Here is a 15,456-nt window from a genome sequence, read left to right as displayed (position 1 = left end):
GGCGTAGTGTCGCCGCATGGACGCAACCGCCGCCGACCGCACCGACTCCCCGACCTCGCCGCCCCCCACCGCCAACGCCATGCGCCGCGCCCTGCGCCGCGCCCGGGACGGCGTCGCGCTCGACGCCGCCGAGGCGGCCGTGCTGCTCCAGGCCAGAGGCGAGGACCTGCGGGACCTCTGCGCGAGCGCCGCCCGGGTGCGGGACGCCGGCCTGGAGGCCGCCGGCCGCCCCGGCGTCATCACCTACTCCAAGAGCGTCTTCATCCCCCTCACCCGGCTGTGCCGCGACAAGTGCCACTACTGCACCTTCGTGACCGTCCCCGGCAAGCTGCGCCGGGCCGGGCACGGGATGTACATGTCCCCCGACGAGGTCCTCGCGGTGGCCCGCCGCGGCGCCGAACTCGGCTGCAAGGAAGCCCTGATCACGCTCGGCGACAAGCCCGAGGACCGCTGGCCCGAGGCCCGCGAGTGGCTCGACGCGCACGGCTACGACGACACCGTCGCCTACGTCCGCGCGATGTCCATCCGCATCCTGGAGGAGACCGGCCTCCTCCCGCACCTCAACCCCGGTGTGCTGAGCTGGACGGACTTCCAGCGCCTCAAGCCCGTCTCCGCCTCCATGGGCATGATGCTGGAGACCACCGCCACCCGCCTGTGGAGCGAGCCCGGCGGCCCGCACCACGGCTCCCCGGACAAGGAACCCGCCGTCCGGCTGCGGGTCCTGGAGGACGCGGGCCGCAGCTCCGTCCCCTTCACCAGCGGCCTGCTGATCGGCATCGGCGAGACGTACGAGGAGCGCGCCGAGTCGCTGTTCGCGCTGCGCAAGGTCTCCCGGGCCTACCACGGGATCCAGGAGCTGATCCTGCAGAACTTCCGCGCCAAGCCGGACACCGCGATGCGCGGCATGCCCGACGCCGAACTCGACGAGCTGGTCGCCACGGTGGCCGTCGCCCGGCACGTCCTGGGCCCGGCCGCGTGCCTCCAGGCGCCGCCGAACCTGGTGGACGGCGAGTACGAGCGGCTGATCGGGGCCGGCATCGACGACTGGGGCGGCGTCTCCCCGCTCACCCCCGACCACGTCAACCCCGAGCGCCCGTGGCCGCAGATCGAGCGCCTCGCCGAGCGCTCCGCGGCGGCCGGCTTCGAACTGCGCGAGCGCCTGGCCGTCTACCCCGAGTACGTGCAGCGGGGCGAGCCCTGGCTGGACCCGCGCGTCCTGCCGCACGTGCGCGCCCTGGCCGACCCCGCGACCGGCCTCGCGAACCCGCACGCGCCGGTCGTCGGCCTGCCCTGGCAGGAGCCCGAGGACCTCCCGGAGTCGTACGGGCGGACCGACCTGCACGCCACCATCGACACCGAGGGCCGCACCGGCGACCGCCGGGCCGACTTCGAGGACGTCTACGGCGACTGGGAGGTCCTGCGCGAGCAGGTGCTCGCGGAGGGCGCGCCGCAGCGGCTCGCCGGGGACCTCCGCGAGGCGCTCGCGGTCGCCGCCGACGACCCGGCGAGGCTCACCGACGACCAGGCCCTCGCCCTGTTCCACGCCGACGGCCCCGCCCTGGACGCGCTCTGCCGGATCGCCGACGACGTGCGCCGTGACGCCGTCGGCGACGACGTCACCTACTGCGTCACCCGGAACATCAACTTCACCAACGTCTGCTACACCGGCTGCCGGTTCTGCGCCTTCGCCCAGCGCCGCACCGACGCCGACGCCTTCACCCTCTCGCTCCAGCAGGTCGCCGACCGGGCCGCGCAGGCCTGGGACGTCGGCGCCACCGAGGTCTGCATGCAGGGCGGCATCCACCCGGACCTCCCCGGCACCGCCTACTTCGACATCGCCCGCGCGGTGAAGGAGCGCGTGCCGGGCATCCACGTGCACGCCTTCTCGCCGATGGAGGTCGTCAACGGCGCCACCAGGACGGGCCTCTCGATCCGCGACTGGCTCCAGCGGGCGAAGGAGGCCGGCCTCGACACCATCCCCGGCACGGCCGCCGAGATCCTCGACGACGAGGTCCGCTGGGTGCTCACCAAGGGCAAGCTGCCCGCCGCCACCTGGGTCGAGGTCGTCACCACCGCGCACGACCTGGGCATCCGCTCCTCGTCCACCATGATGTACGGGCACGTGGACACCCCGGCGCACTGGCTCGGGCACCTGCGGCTGCTCGCGGAGATCCAGCAACGCTCGCTTGAATCCAACAGCAGTGGCGGCTTCACGGAGTTCGTCACCCTGCCGTTCGTCCACACCAACGCGCCGGTCTACCTCGCCGGCATCGCCCGGCCCGGCCCCACCGCCCGCGACAACCGCGCCGTGGTCGCGATGGCCCGGCTGCTGCTGCACCCGCACATCCCCAACATCCAGACCAGCTGGGTCAAGCTGGGCGCCGAGGGCGCGGCCGAGATGCTGCGCTCGGGCGCCAACGACCTCGGCGGCACGCTGATGGAGGAGACCATCTCGCGCATGGCCGGTTCGGCGTACGGGAGTTACAAGTCGGTGCGCGACCTCCAGGCGATCGCCGAGGCCGCGGGCCGTCCGCACCGCCAGCGCACCACCACCTACGGCGAGGTGCCCGCCGAGCGCCGGGCCGCCGCGCTCGCCTCGGACGGCCACCTGCCGGAGCTGCTGCCCGTCCTGGACTGACGCGCTCCGCACGGCGACGAGGGGTCCGGCACACCGCCCGCACGGTGTGCCGGACCCCCCGCGGCGTCGCCGCGGCGGGGGCGGCGGCGGAGGCCAGCGCCGGGGTGCCGAGGAGGAGCGCGCCGGTGAGGGCCGCCACGGCGGCGGCGCGGGTGCGGGAGGTGGTCATGGCCCGGCACGGTAGGCAGCGCGGGGTGGTCGTCCGTGGCCCCGGGATGGATACGTAGCAACAATTTGTTGAAAGACTGGTGTGCGACGGAACCCGTCGAGCCGCACGGGTCTTCGCATAAGGTGCCAGGGCGCGCGACCGGCCCGAGCGTCGCGCCGCCCCGTACCCCCGCCGATTCCGGACGAAAGGCGCACCCGTCGTGATGCCACTGTGGTCACGCGCACAGCAGCAGGACTTCCGCAGCCGGGTGCGGGGCTGTCTGCTCGGCGGCGCGATCGGGGACGCGCTGGGCGCCGCCGTCGAGTTCGAGGCGCTGGACAAGATCCTCGCCCAGCACGGCCCGCACGGCGTCACCGGCTACGTCCCCGCCCACGGGCGGACCGGCGCGGTCACCGACGACACCCAGCTGACGCTCTTCACCGTCGACGGCCTGATCCGAGCCCACATCCGCCGCGACACCGGCAGCTGGCACCCGCCCACCGACCTCCACCTCGCCTACCTGCGCTGGGCCGCGACGCAGCGCGACTGGGGCCCGGACGAGCGCCGCCCCGACCTCGGCTGGCTCGGCCGCGAGGAGTGGCTGTACGCCCAGCGCGCCCCCGGCCAGGGCAGCCTCACCGCCCTCGGCGGGCCGGACGGCGAGCGCCTGGGCACCCTGGAGCACCCGAAGAACCCGCACTCCAAGGCCTGCGGCACGGTCGTGCGGGCGGCGCCGTTCGGGCTGCTCACGACCTGGGAACCGGGCCTGGTGTTCCAGCTCGCGGTGGAGTGCTCGGTGCTCACCCACGGCCACCCGACGGGCTACCTCGCGGCCGGCGCGTTCGCGGTGATCGTCCAGAGCGTCGCCCGCGGCGGCACCCTGGAGGAGGGCGTCCACCTCGCCCTGGCGCTGCTCTCCGAGCGGCAGGGGCACGAGGAGACGACGGCCGCGCTGCGGGCGGCGCTGGACGCCGTGCGGGCGGGCGAGCCGTCCGCGGCCCGGGTGGAGGCACTGGGGGAGGGCTGGGTCGCCGAGGAGGCGCTGGCGATCGGGGTGTACTGCGCGCTGGTCGCGCACGACGTCCGGTCGGGTGTGCTGCTCGCCGTCAACCACTCCGGGGACAGCGACTCCACCGGCGCGATCTGCGGCAGCCTGCTCGGCGTGCTGCACGGCGACACCGCGCTGCCGCCGGGCCTGGTGGCCGGGCTGGAGGGGCGCGGCGCGATCCTCGAACTCGCCGACGACTTCGTGCTGGAGCTGGTGCACGGCGCCGAGCTGCACGGCCGGGACACCCCGGAGGGCGCCGCGTGGACGGCCCGCTACCCGGTGGTGGGCTGAGCGGTCCCGGTGTGGACGGGCCCCGGGAAACACAGTTGCCCGTAGCCGTGTCCGCCGCCGAGGGGGCGACGGGCACCGCTACGGGCAACTGGGCCGAGAGCGGCCCGGGTTCAGGCTGCGCCGAACTGCCCTGCGCCGAACTGCCCTGCGCCGAATTCGCCCGGGCCGAACGCCCCCGCTCCGGCGGCGGCGGCGAACGCGTTCCAGGCCTCGGCGGAGAAGCGCAGTTGTGGGCCGTGCGGGTCCTTGGAGTCCCGGACGGCGACGGCCCCCGCGGCCGGCGTGGCGATCTCCACACAGGCGCCGTTGCCACCGCTGTGACTGCTCTTCCGCCAGGGTGCGCCGCTCTCGATGGTGGTGCTCATGGGTGGAATCCCTCTTCAATCTCTGCTATCAGTGTCCGGCTTTCCGCCACACCGAGCGCCGCCGCCCTCAGGTGGTCGTAGAGACTGGTATAGCGGCGCACGTCGGCCTCCTTCTCCAGGTAAAGATCGCTCGTCACCCCTTCGAAGTAGACAACCGTGGAATCGGCTGACTCGGGGAACTCCAGCAGGGAGAATGTCCCGGTCATACCGGGGTGGGCACCGGCGGCGAACGGGATCACCTGGATCGTGATGTTCGGCCGCTGGCTCAGCTCCAGCATGTGCTTGAGCTGGTGGGCCATCACCTCGCGGCTGCCGACCTCGCGGCGCAGCACCGCCTCGTCTATGACGGTCCACAGGCTGCCCAGCTGGTGCTCGCCGTGGACGCGGTCCTGGCGCTTCATCCGCACCTGCACCCGGCGCTGGACGGCGAGCGCGTCGGTGTCCGGCTGGGTGCCCTCGACGACGGCCTGGGCGTACTGCTCGGTCTGCAGCAGTCCGGGGACGAACGAGGACTCGTAGGCGCGGATCGAGGAGGCCTCGGCCTCCAGGCCGATGTAGACGCTGTACGGCGTCGGCATGTCGTTGAAGTCGTGCCACCAGCCACGCTGGCGGGACTCCTTGGCCATCTCCATGAGGCTGTTGCGCATCTGTTCGTCGGACACGTTGTACACGTCGCAGAGGTCGCGGACGTCCCGCTGGCTGATGCTGCGGCGGCCGTTCTCCAGTCGGCTGATCTTCGACTGGGAGACCATCAGCCGGCCGGCCACCTCCTCCGCGGTCATCCCGAGGCCCTCGCGGAGCTTGCGCAGCTCGGAGCCCAGGCGCCGTCGGCGCACGGTGGGATTGATGTTGGCGGACACGTCGACCTCCGGCCGGACCTCTGGTGATCGTTGGAACGGCAGTCCTCGGAACACTTCGGACATTGGGACCAACCCCCCTGACTCGGAGCAGCATGACACCTTGGGCCAGGTCGGCGCCGGGGATTCACAGCAGCGCAATAGAACTGATCATCGGAAAAGCGCTTCTGTGAGACAGCGAAGCCCCCCAGGTGGTAATGCGGCTCAGCGGCTCGAACCGGTACTGCTACCGGCGCTGATTCGTGTGGGCTCCCGGCGGTGCACGTGCTGGTGGCACATGCTGCGGCAGGCTCCGCCGGACGTCCCCGGGCGACCCGGGGGCCCCTCGGGGACGGCAGAGGGGCGGTCGCCGGGCGACTTCCGTCGCGGGCGACCGCCCCTCCTCGCTCCTGGTACTGCTGGTGGTGCGGGTACCGCTGGTGGTGCGTCGGGTCGTTCAGCGCTCACGGACGGCGCGAACGCCGCGGCGCGCGCTGCCGGGTGTGAAGCCGGACCTCACGCCGGACGTCTCGCCGGACGATCCGCCCGGCGTGCCCGGGTGCGCCCCCGGACCCCGGACCGGGCGTCAGCGGACGCCGACCCGGGAGGCGGCCACCCGGCCGCCGGTGCCCCGGCCCGCCGCGCGGGCGCCGGAGGAGCCGGCGGACCGGCCCGTGCCCGTCGCCGACGAACCCTGGTCCGAGCGGTTCTGCTGTGCCGGCAGGCCGTTCTGCACGTCCATCACGGCGTGCGCGACCATCCCGCCGAGCGGGTCGTACCGGATCAGGTCGCGCAGCCGCGACCGCGAGGACCGGCCCTCGTTGCCCGGGTACAGGTGCTTGCCCAGCCCCACGGAGTGGGCCAGCGCGGCGAGCGCGGCCGTCCGGGGGTCCGGTGGCACACCGGTGCGGATCGCGGTGTCCAGCCGCTGCTTGATCGCGGCGTTGGTGCAGTCGTCGGACGCCTGGTAGCGCGTCGTCGGCAGCACCCCGCACACCTGGCCCGGCACGGCGGTCACCATGCCGCAGCGCTCCAGGTGCGCCAGGTAGGTCTGGCGCAGCCCCAGCCGGGGCCCGCCGATCCAGTGCGCCGCGCGGACCGGACTGCCGCGCCGTCGCAGCAGTTCCAGTGCGTGGTCCAGGGTCGGGTCGCCGGTCGGCCGTGCGAGCACGACGGCGATCCGGTCTCCCTCCGGTACGATCCGTCCGGCCAGGGACAGCTCGACGAGCTGCGCCCCGGCGAGTCCGAGGTCGAGGGTCTGCGGCTGCGCCGTGGTACCCGTGGTCGGGTCCAAAGCGAGCAGCAAGAGTTCCTCGGGAACAGTTCTGCGGCTCTTGCCCATCCAAGCCTCCCCGCGTGGATGAGAGACAGGGTGACGCCTCTCACACGGGCTTGTCGAGTACGCCTCCGAATCGTGACCTTGCGGTGAAGGCCTGGAACCAGGGGGTGCGGGCCGGGCGTCTGTTCGATGAGCGAACCGCGATACCGCCGTGTGACGGCAATAAGGGCCGGTCGGGCGGGGTGTGCGCGGCCGGTCGCCGGTCGGTGGCGGAGACTGTACAGGTACACGGGGCGGGGCGTCGGCTTCCCGAAATCGGGTCTGCCGGTGCCCCGCCGGGCGTTGAGGAGGCTGGGTTACGTGGGCGAGTCCCCCGACAGGGTGCTGCGGGACGGCGGGAGCGGACAGGACCGGGAGCGCGGACGGACCGGATCGACCGCCGTCGGAACGGCCGCTGACGGCGCCTCCGCCGACACTCCGGCCGACACCTCGGCCCCGGTTCCCGCCTCCGCTGCCGCCTCCGCTTCCGGCGACGCGCCGAAGGCGGGGGGCAAGGCGGGGGGCAAGGGCGGTTCGACCGTGCAGCTCCGTGTCCGGGATGTGGACAGCAAGACCACGATGCTGCGGCTGCCGGTGGACAACCGCACCACCGCGCTGCGGCTGCCCGACGAGCTCGTGAAGCCGTCCGGTGCCGGGAGTTCCGAGGCCGATGCCCCCGAGGCACCGGACGAGGCGTCGGATGCCACCCCGGAGGAGGACGCGAAGCCGTCCGGCAAGCCGGCGGGCGCCGACCCGCGTCTCGGCATGCGGACGACCGTCGCGCAGCCGGCGGACGAGGCGGGCGAGGCGGACGAAGCCACCGCCGACGGCGACGCGCCGGGGGAGGACGCCGAGCCGACGGCCGAGGACGACATGCCCGAGGACGACACGCCCGACGGCGACGCTCCGGTGGAAGAAGTGGAAGAGGCCGTCGAGGACGCCGCCGAGGCGGACGCTCCGGTCGTGGCGGTGCGGCTGAGCAAGCCGGAGAAGCCGGCTTCCGCTGCTTCTGCGGAGAAGCCGGAGCCCGCCGAGAAGTCCGAGGCCGCCGAGAAGTCCGGTAAGTCCGGGGACGCCGACGAGTCCGGCCCCGCCGAGAAGGCCCCGGGCCGGGTGAAGTCCGAGAAGCTGGAGAAGCCGCGCCTCACCCCGCTCAAGGCCGCCCCCGCCGCCGGCACGGTCCCCGAGCCGCCCGCCCCCGGCCCCCTGCCCGAGCCCGAGCCGCAGCCCGGCCCGGAGCCGCTGCCGAAGCCGGCCCCCGCTCCGGAGCCCGGCCCGGCCCCGGCGCCCGAACCGCTGCCCGCGCCGGACCCGCGGCCGGTGCCGCCCGTCCCGCCGCTGCCGAAGCCCGAGCCGCTGCCCGTCCCCGAGCCGCTGCCCTCGCCGGAGAACACCGCCGAGGCGATGGAGGTCCTGGCGGCCCTCAACGCCCGCCCGGTCTCCCCGCTGCGGCGCGCGCTCAAGCGGATCACCATCTGGACGGTCTTCCTCGCCGTGGTGCTCGGCGCGGCGGTCGTGGCCCAGCTGCTGCGCCCGCTGCCGGACGCGAAGGTGCGGATGTCCGCCGCCGGCAGCTACAGCTTCCCGGGCGACCCGCTCGACCTCGCGTGGCCGGCCAAGGGCCAGTCCGCGGCCGAGGTGGTCGGCGTCGGCAGCCTCGGCAGCTCCGGCCCGGAGACGCCGGCCTCGATCGCGAGCGTCACCAAGGTGATGAACGCCTACCTGATCCTGCAGAAGTTCCCCCTGAAGAAGGGGGAGAGCGGCCCCAAGATCGTCGTCGACAAGCAGGCCGCGCAGGAGTCCGGCAACGTCGACGAGTCGAAGGTGACGCTCACCGAGAACCAGGTGCTGACCGAGTACCAGGCCCTGGAACTGCTGATGCTCCCCTCGGCCAACAACGTGGCCCGGCTGCTCGCCCGTTTCCACTCCGGCTCCGAGGTGGAGTTCGTCAAGCTGATGAACGAGACCGCGGCCAAGTTCGGCATGGCCAACACCACCTACGCCGACCCGGCGGGCTACAACGCGGACACCAAGAGCACCGCGAAGGACCAGCTGAAGCTGGCCGAGCAGGTCATGCAGGACGAGATCTTCCGGCAGATCGTGTCCACCCCGGACACCACCTTCAACAACCAGAAGATCCCCAACACCAACAACCTGATCAACCCCAAGACCGGCGTCATCGGCGTCAAGACCGGCTCCAGCACCCCGGCCGGCGGCTGCCTGATGTGGGCCGCCTACAAGGAGGTCGGCGGCGTGAAGCGGCTGATCCTCGGCGTCACCCTCGGCCAGCAGGCCACCTCGCCCAACCCCGGTGACGGCATCCTGCCGACCGTGCTGAAGGTCAGCGGCAAGCAGATCCAGGCCGCGCAGAACGGCGTGACCGGCCAGACCGTGGTCAAGAAGGGCGACGTCGTCGGCTACGTCGACAACGGGCTCGGCGGCAAGGTCGCGGTCGTCGCGACCAAGGACCTCGTCGTGGCCGGCTTCCCCGGCATCGGCGGCACCGTGACCCTGGACGCCGGCAAGGTCGACCACCACGCCGCGGCGGGCACCGAGATCGGCACGCTGCGCGTCGGTGACGGCGACAGCAAGAGCGAGGTGCGGGTGGCCCTCCAGGCGGACCTCAACCCGCCGTCCATCCAGTCCCGGCTGACCCGGATGCTCTGAGTCCACGCCGTAGGACACGAAGGTGAAGGGGGAGCCGGGCCCACCGGCTCCCCCTTCAGCGCGTTCCGGGCCTTCACCGCGTTCCGGGCCTTCAGCGCGTCCGGGCCTTCACCGCGTCCGGGCCCTCAACCCGTTCCGGGCCCTCAACCCGTTCCGGACCCGAGCCGGCGCGCGAGGGGTTCCTCCTCGGCCAGTACCCGCCCGAGCGCCAGCGCCAGCGTGTACGCGGTGAAGCTCGCGATCAGCCAGGACAGGCCGGTGAACACCACCCCGTACGTCCCGAACCGCGCCACGCTGTGCGCCATCGCGCGCGGCAGGTAGACGTGGCCGGCCACGCGGAGGCCGACCACCGCCACCCCGCACAGCAGCGCGCCCGGCAGCAGCGGCGGCCAGCGCACCCGGCCGCCCAGCAGCAGGTACTGCGTCCACCACCACAGCGCCGTCGAGGCCAGGAAGGTCAGCGGCAGCCCGAGCCAGCGGCCGGCCCCGAAGCCGTCCCACAGCGCCACCTGGAAGACCAGGGCGGCCAGCCACACCAGCAGCCAGACCAGCCAGCGCCAGGCGGCCAGCCTGGTCGCCGCCCGCGGCAGCTCCCAGCAGCGCTCGCACACCCGCTGGATCGCCCGGCTCAGCGCCGTCGCCGACAGCAGCGTGAACAGTGCGCCGAGCACGCCGAAGCCGGCCTCGCCCGTCCCGTTCGCCAGCAGCTGGTCGACCGACTGCTCCGCCGCCCCGCGGATCCCCAGCTCGCTGCGCAGTGCGCGCAGCACGTGGTCGCGGAAGGACACCGGGGTGAACACCGCCACCACGAACAGCGCCGGCAGCGCGCTCAGGAACGCCTGTGCGGCGAGCCGGGTGGCGCAGTCCAGCAGGTTCACCCGGACCAGCTGGTGGACCGCCCGGCCGACCAGCGGCACCCGGTCGGGCAGGCCGCGCGCGTACCGGGCCGCCCCGGCGCCGCGCTCCCTGAGCCGCGCCGTCCGTCCACCGCGGTGGCCGACCCCGTCGGGCGGGCCGCTCGGCCGGTCGGTCACGGGCGCCCTCCTCGGTCACGAGGCTCCATGGTCGCCCGGGCCCGGTCGGGCCGCATCCGGGGTCGGCGCGGATCAGCCCCGGCGGTCGAGCAGCGCCAGGGTGGCACCGTCCAGCGGCGTCACCCGGGTGGGGGCGCCGTAGCGGGCCCGCAGCGCCTGGGCGTCGTCCGGCAGCATCGCGGCGAGCGGGTCCGTGGTCTGCCCGAGGACGACCAGCCAGATCCGGTCGGCCCGCCCCAGGCAGTCGGCCGGGACGGCGCACGCCGTCGGCGACAGCTCCGCCGCCTCGACCGCGCCCTGCGCGACGAACACCGGGTACGGGCGGACGTCCGCCGGCAGGTAGTAGGCGACGCCGGGGCCGATCATCGCCCAGCTCTGGTCGCCCAGCGGGACGGCGAGCCCGTCCCCGGGCCGGTAGCCGGCGGCGATCAGCCCGGCGGCCGCGCGGAACGGCTCGTGCGCGTGTGCCGACTCGTACCGCACCGTGGCCTGCCGCGGCAGCGCCGCCCAGGAGGGCACCGCGAGCAGCGCCAGCGCCAGCGCCATCCCGGCCACGCGCAGCCGCTTGCGCCGCGGGCCACGCCGGGCGAGGCCCGTCAGCGCCTTGTAGACCGCGGCGACGCCGCCCCCGCCGAGCGCCGCCCAGGCGGGCACGGTGAACAGCAGGTACCGGTCGACGAAGTACGACGTGCCGCCCTGCGACACCAGCCAGACGCCCACCACCGGCACCACCGCCAGCAGCAGCGCCTGCAGCGCCTGCACCCGCCGGCCCGGCAGCACCACGGCCGGGACGGCCAGCAGGACGACGGCGATGAACACGTCCGGCGCCCCGGCCAGGGTCTCCCCGAAGTGCCACAGCGCGTCCAGCGTGGGCGTCCCTATCCAGCCCAGCTGCCGCTCCGACTGCCGGGCGCCCAGCACCACCACCGGTACCAGCGGCAGCGCCGCCACCAGCACCGCCGCCGGGTACTGCCACAGCAGCCGCCGGTCCGCCGTCCCGCGGGTGCGCCACAGGTGCAGCAGCACCACGGCGGCCTGCCCGGCCACCGTGCTGAACGAGACCAGGTGCAGGACCCCCGCCACCGCCATCGCCACGCAGTACGGCGCCCACCGCCGCCACCCGGGCCGCTCCAGCGCCCGCAGCAGGAACCAGGTCGCCGCCGCGATCGCGCAGGTCACCAACGCGTAGGCGCGCGCCTCCTGGGCGAACCGCGACACCTGCGGCACCGCGCAGAACAGCAGCCCCGAGCCGACCGCCGTCACCCGCCCGCCGAACAGCCGCTCGGCGGCGAGCCCCACGAACGCCGCCGCCCCGGCCATCGCCAGCACCGACGGCAGCCGCAGCGAGACCGCCGAGTCCCCGAACACCGCCGTCCAGGCGTGCATGAGCAGGTAGTACGCGCCGTTGCTGGCGTCCACGTGCTGGAGCAGGCGCAGCAGGTCCGGCAGGGAGCGGGTCGCCACCGTCCACGTCGCGACCTCGTCCCGCCACAGCACCGGCGTCCCCAGCCGGAACAGCCCCAGGCCGAGCATCACCACCGCCGGCCACAGCCACACGGACCGCAGGAGTCGGCCGAGGGGGTGCACAGCAGGGCGCATCTGGACCTTCGATCGGAAAGCCGAACTTCGAACACGTTCCTTGAAGGCTACTTGCCCCACCCTGACACCCCGTCGGCGCCCGTACCATCCGCCACCGCCACCGCCCCCACCCCTGATCCGGTACGCTGTGGACGGCCTTGTGACCACACGGCCCGCCTCAGTAGCTCAGGGGATAGAGCACGGCTCTCCTAAAGCCGGTGTCGCAGGTTCGAATCCTGCCTGGGGCACGTAGCAGCGAGAGGCCCCCGACCCGTGTGGTCGGGGGCCTCTCGGCGTTCCCGGGCCGCTCCCGCGGCTCCCGCGGCTGAGGCGGGATCAGGCGAGGACGTGCCCGGCGCGGGCGGCGGGTGTGGGGTGGGCGGTCAGGTCGGCGAGCAGGGTCTCGGTCTCCCGGGCGCCGCGCAGGACGGCGGGGTCGAGGTCGGCGAGGACGATCTCGCGGCGGTCCTCGCCGGCCTCGGCGATCAGGCGGCCGTCCGGGCCCCAGACCGCGCTGCCGCCGCAAGTGTGCCAGCCGCCGGTGACGCCGATGTGGTTGGCGAGCACCGTGTAGAGGGTGTTGTCGAGCGCGCGGGCTGGGAACCAGGTGCGGGACTCGTGGTGGCCGTGCCCCGTGCTGAACAGGGCGCCGACCAGGTAGGCGTGGCAGCCGTCCAGCGCGGCGGAGCGGGCGTGCTCGGGGAAGCCGGAGTCGTAGCAGATGCCGAGACCGAGCCGCCAGCCGTCGAGCTCCAGGCTGCAACCGACCGTCCCCGGGCGGTAGTAGGACTGCTCGGTCTTGAAGAGGTGCTGCTTGTCGTAGCGGGTGACGACCGTGCCGTCCGGGCCGAACACGAAGGCGGAGACGAGCAGGTCCGGCCCGTCCTGGGCGGCGGCGCCGACCACGGCGGCGGTGCCGGTCTCGCGGCAGGCCTCGGCGATCGGCGCGAGACGCGGATCGCCGGGCTGGACGGCGCACTTGAGCGGATCGGCGCTGATCAGCCCGGGCTCGTAGCCGGCGAGGAACTTCTCCGCGAACAGCACCAGCCGGGCGCCGGCCGCGGCGGCCTCGCGGATGAGCCCGGCGGCGGTGGCCGCGTTGGCGGGGATGTCGCCCGCGACGGCCTGGTCCTGGACGGTGGCGATCCGCAACGGACGCTCGGGGTAGCGGGCGTGGGCGGCGGACTCGGTGGGGGCTTCCTGGGTACGGGACATGCCCGCCACGCTAGTGCCGTGGCCCTGGACGGCGGTCAGAGGGCGGCCCCGTCGGGGTGATCGGCGCCGTCGGTTGGACGGTCGCCGCGGGCGGGCCGGAAGGAGGGCGCGATGACGCGCTGAACCCTGGGCCTGGTCCGCCAGTTGACCCGCCGGATGTCGCGGGCCAGGGCGCCCGGGCGCCAGAGCTCGACCGCCGCGGTGACGGCGCCCAGTACGAAGCCGGCCGCCAGCCAGCCGCCCAGCACGTCGCTCGGCCAGTGCACGCCGAGCGCGATCCTGGTCCAGCCGACGGTCAGTACGGCCGCGGTCGCCACCGCGCAGGCGGCGATCCGCCCGGAGCGTCCGGCCCGGGGCCAGAACAGCCCGACCAGCACCGCGCAGGTGATCGCGGAGGCCATCGCGTGCCCGGAGGGGAAGGCCGGCCCGCCCGCGTGCGAGACCGGGTCGGTGAACGACGGCCGCTGGCGGCCGAAGGCGAGCTTCAGCGCCCACTGGGCGCCCCACCCGACCAGGGCCTGCGCGACGGCCCACCCGGCGAGCACCCGGGCGCCGATCAGCCAGAGCCAGCAGGCCGCGATGGCCAGCAGGACACGCATCGTGACCGTGCCGCCGATGTCGGAGAGGGTCTGCACCGCGGCCGTCCAGGCCCGGTGCCCACGGGCGTAGGAGTGCGTCTCCGCGATCCAGCCGTGGTCGAACCGGTAGAGGGGTTGCCAGTGTCGGGTCACCAGGACGGCCAGCAGGCCGAACAGCAGGGCGCAGCCCACCGCCAGCGCCGTGCCCCGAAGGGCCCGGCGGTGACGCACAGTGGCGGCAGTCGCGCTGTTGGTCAGGTGCATGCCTGACACCTTCCCAGCGTCCTGTGCTGATCGGGCGCCCAGGTGATAGCGATTCCGCATCTTTTGTGCGGAGGATCTGCGTGCGCAGGGGTGCGGGAGCGGGTGGAGAGTGGGGTGTGCGGGAACGAGCGGGGCGCCCGGGGGGTTCTCCGGATATCCGCTCCGAAATGGTCGCGTCGCGCGCACCCGACGCGCCCGGCTGGTCACCCTGCGTTCAGAACCGGGGTGAAAACCGGCAGGATACTGCATCGCGGGGAAGAATCTGAGTAACTTGGGAATGTTGTCCGGAATCTGTTCGTTGGATCGTTACGTGTGAGCCCCCCGGGGCCCGCATTCTTGCCCTCTCGGGGCAGGCAGGCATTCCTCGGCAACACCAGCAAAGGGAGCAAGCATGGCCACCCGTGCCGTCGTTCGCGACAGGGCCGACCGGACTCGCGCGGCCCGCCCGACCAACCTTGAGGCCGACCGTGACCTGGTCGGCATGTACCTCGACGAGATCGCCAGGACGCCCCTGCTCGATGCCGCCGAGGAGGTCGAGCTCTCGCTGCGGATCGAGGCCGGTGTGTACGCCCAGCACCTGCTGGAGGAGGGCGGGCTCCCCGAGGGCGCCACGCGCGAGGAGCTGGAGGCGATAGCCGACGACGCCGAGCGCGCCAAGGACGTCTTCATCCGCTCCAACCTCCGGCTCGTGGTGGCGGTCGCCCGCCGGTACCCGCGCAGCGGCCTCCCGCTGCTGGACCTCATCCAGGAGGGCAACGCGGGCCTCGTGCGGGCCGTCGAGAAGTTCGACTACGCCAAGGGTTTCAAGTTCTCCACCTACGCGACCTGGTGGATCCGGCAGGCGATCACCCGCTCGATCGCCGACCAGTCCCGCACCATCCGGCTGCCCGTGCACCTGGTCGAGGAGCTGGGGCGGATCCGGCGGGTGCAGCGCGAGAAGTCCAAGGAACTGGGCCGCGAGGCCGAGCCGGCCGAGATCGCGGCCGAGCTGGACACCACCGAGGCCCGGATCAAGGACGTGCTGGACTGGGCGCGCGACCCGGTCAGCCTGAACATGTCGGTCGACGACGAGGGCGAGACCCAGTTCGGCGACCTGGTCGAGGACACCGGGGCGACGTCCCCCGAGGACGCCGTGATGGTCATGCTCCGCCGCGAGGAGCTGGACGACCTGATCGGACGGCTGGACGACCGCACGGCCTCGATCATCCGCTCCCGCTACGGGATGGAGGACGGCCGCGAGCGCACCCTCACCGAGGTGGGCAAGCAGCACGGCCTCACCCGGGAGCGGATCCGGCAGATCGAGAAGCACGCGCTGGCCGAGCTGAAGAAGATCGCCGACCACGCCGGCTTCGAGGCGGCGTAAGGCGTAAGGGGAGTTAGGGCGTACGGGGAAAGGGACGTGAGGGGATCGGGGAGCGGGGACCGAGCCCTGGACCGGGCCCGGGTGCGGAGCCCGCCGCCCCCCGGCCCCCGGGC

Annotated in this window: 11 protein-coding genes and 1 tRNA gene; 5 read left to right on the top strand and 7 right to left on the bottom strand. The window is 73.7% G+C overall.

The genetic code is table 11. The features are described 5' to 3' along the window. The first annotated feature begins 16 nt into the window (after nt 1-16). Both ACFV4F_RS11325 and ACFV4F_RS11320 read left to right on the top strand, forming a co-directional pair. Nucleotides 17-2,638 carry a bifunctional FO biosynthesis protein CofGH gene (locus tag ACFV4F_RS11325; RefSeq protein ID WP_380501700.1) on the top strand — a complete coding sequence of 874 codons (2,622 nt, stop codon included), beginning with the start codon at nt 17-19 and terminating at the stop codon, nt 2,636-2,638. A gap of 371 nt (nt 2,639-3,009) precedes the next feature. Further along, nucleotides 3,010-4,125 carry an ADP-ribosylglycohydrolase family protein gene (locus ACFV4F_RS11320; RefSeq protein WP_380501698.1) on the top strand — a complete coding sequence of 372 codons (1,116 nt, stop codon included), beginning with the start codon at nt 3,010-3,012 and terminating at the stop codon, nt 4,123-4,125. Nucleotides 4,126-4,235: 110 nt separating this feature from the next. Here ACFV4F_RS11320 and ACFV4F_RS11315 read toward each other — a convergent pair whose 3' ends face one another. From ACFV4F_RS11315 to ACFV4F_RS11305, 3 genes are all read right to left on the bottom strand, one after another. Further along, complete coding sequence (locus ACFV4F_RS11315; protein WP_380443792.1) at nt 4,236-4,490, bottom strand: DUF397 domain-containing protein; 255 nt, start codon at nt 4,488-4,490, stop codon at nt 4,236-4,238. Further along, a complete protein-coding gene (locus tag ACFV4F_RS11310) occupies nt 4,487-5,350 on the bottom strand; it encodes a helix-turn-helix domain-containing protein (protein ID WP_380443794.1) in 864 nt (287 codons plus the stop codon). Before ACFV4F_RS11310 ends, ACFV4F_RS11315 begins: the two co-directional genes overlap by 4 nt. 562 nt (nt 5,351-5,912) lie before the next feature. Beyond that, nucleotides 5,913-6,668, bottom strand: a complete 756-nt coding sequence (locus tag ACFV4F_RS11305) for a GPP34 family phosphoprotein (protein WP_380443796.1) — start codon at nt 6,666-6,668, stop codon at nt 5,913-5,915. Between the two features lie 297 nt (nt 6,669-6,965). Here ACFV4F_RS11305 and ACFV4F_RS11300 point away from each other — a divergent pair, with 297 nt between their 5' ends. After that, a complete protein-coding gene (locus tag ACFV4F_RS11300) occupies nt 6,966-9,311 on the top strand; it encodes a hypothetical protein (RefSeq protein ID WP_380501696.1) in 2,346 nt (781 codons plus the stop codon). A 143-nt stretch (nt 9,312-9,454) separates the two neighbouring features. Here the strand turns inward: ACFV4F_RS11300 and ACFV4F_RS11295 are convergent, their stop codons facing one another. Further along, nucleotides 9,455-10,345: a YhjD/YihY/BrkB family envelope integrity protein gene (locus tag ACFV4F_RS11295; RefSeq protein WP_380501694.1), complete on the bottom strand. Its 891-nt coding sequence runs from the start codon at nt 10,343-10,345 to the stop codon at nt 9,455-9,457. A gap of 72 nt (nt 10,346-10,417) precedes the next feature. Next, the gene (locus ACFV4F_RS11290; RefSeq protein ID WP_380501692.1) at nt 10,418-11,944 is read right to left on the bottom strand and encodes a glycosyltransferase family 39 protein; all 1,527 of its coding nucleotides are present in this window, start codon (nt 11,942-11,944) and stop codon (nt 10,418-10,420) included. Between the two features lie 154 nt (nt 11,945-12,098). Here ACFV4F_RS11290 and ACFV4F_RS11285 point away from each other — a divergent pair. Beyond that, nucleotides 12,099-12,171: transfer RNA gene (locus ACFV4F_RS11285), tRNA-Arg, on the top strand. An 88-nt stretch (nt 12,172-12,259) separates the two neighbouring features. Here ACFV4F_RS11285 and ACFV4F_RS11280 read toward each other — a convergent pair. Both ACFV4F_RS11280 and ACFV4F_RS11275 read right to left on the bottom strand, forming a co-directional pair. Beyond that, on the bottom strand, nt 12,260-13,138 hold the full coding sequence (locus ACFV4F_RS11280) for a carbon-nitrogen hydrolase family protein (protein ID WP_380501690.1): 879 nt from the start codon (nt 13,136-13,138) through the stop codon (nt 12,260-12,262). 35 nt (nt 13,139-13,173) lie between these two features. After that, a complete protein-coding gene (locus tag ACFV4F_RS11275; RefSeq protein WP_380501688.1) occupies nt 13,174-13,980 on the bottom strand; it encodes a phosphatase PAP2 family protein in 807 nt (268 codons plus the stop codon). 391 nt (nt 13,981-14,371) lie between these two features. Here ACFV4F_RS11275 and ACFV4F_RS11270 point away from each other — a divergent pair, with 391 nt between their 5' ends. Then, nucleotides 14,372-15,343, top strand: coding sequence for a sigma-70 family RNA polymerase sigma factor (locus ACFV4F_RS11270; RefSeq protein ID WP_380443808.1), 972 nt, complete (start codon nt 14,372-14,374; stop codon nt 15,341-15,343). The last annotated feature ends 113 nt before the right edge of the window (nt 15,344-15,456 follow it).

It is taken from the genome of Kitasatospora sp. NPDC059722 (assembly GCF_042733235.1).
Classification (GTDB): Bacteria; Actinomycetota; Actinomycetes; order Streptomycetales; family Streptomycetaceae; genus Kitasatospora.
The sequence above is the reverse complement of the archived record's forward strand: the minus strand, read 5'-3'. Positions and strand labels throughout refer to the sequence as shown.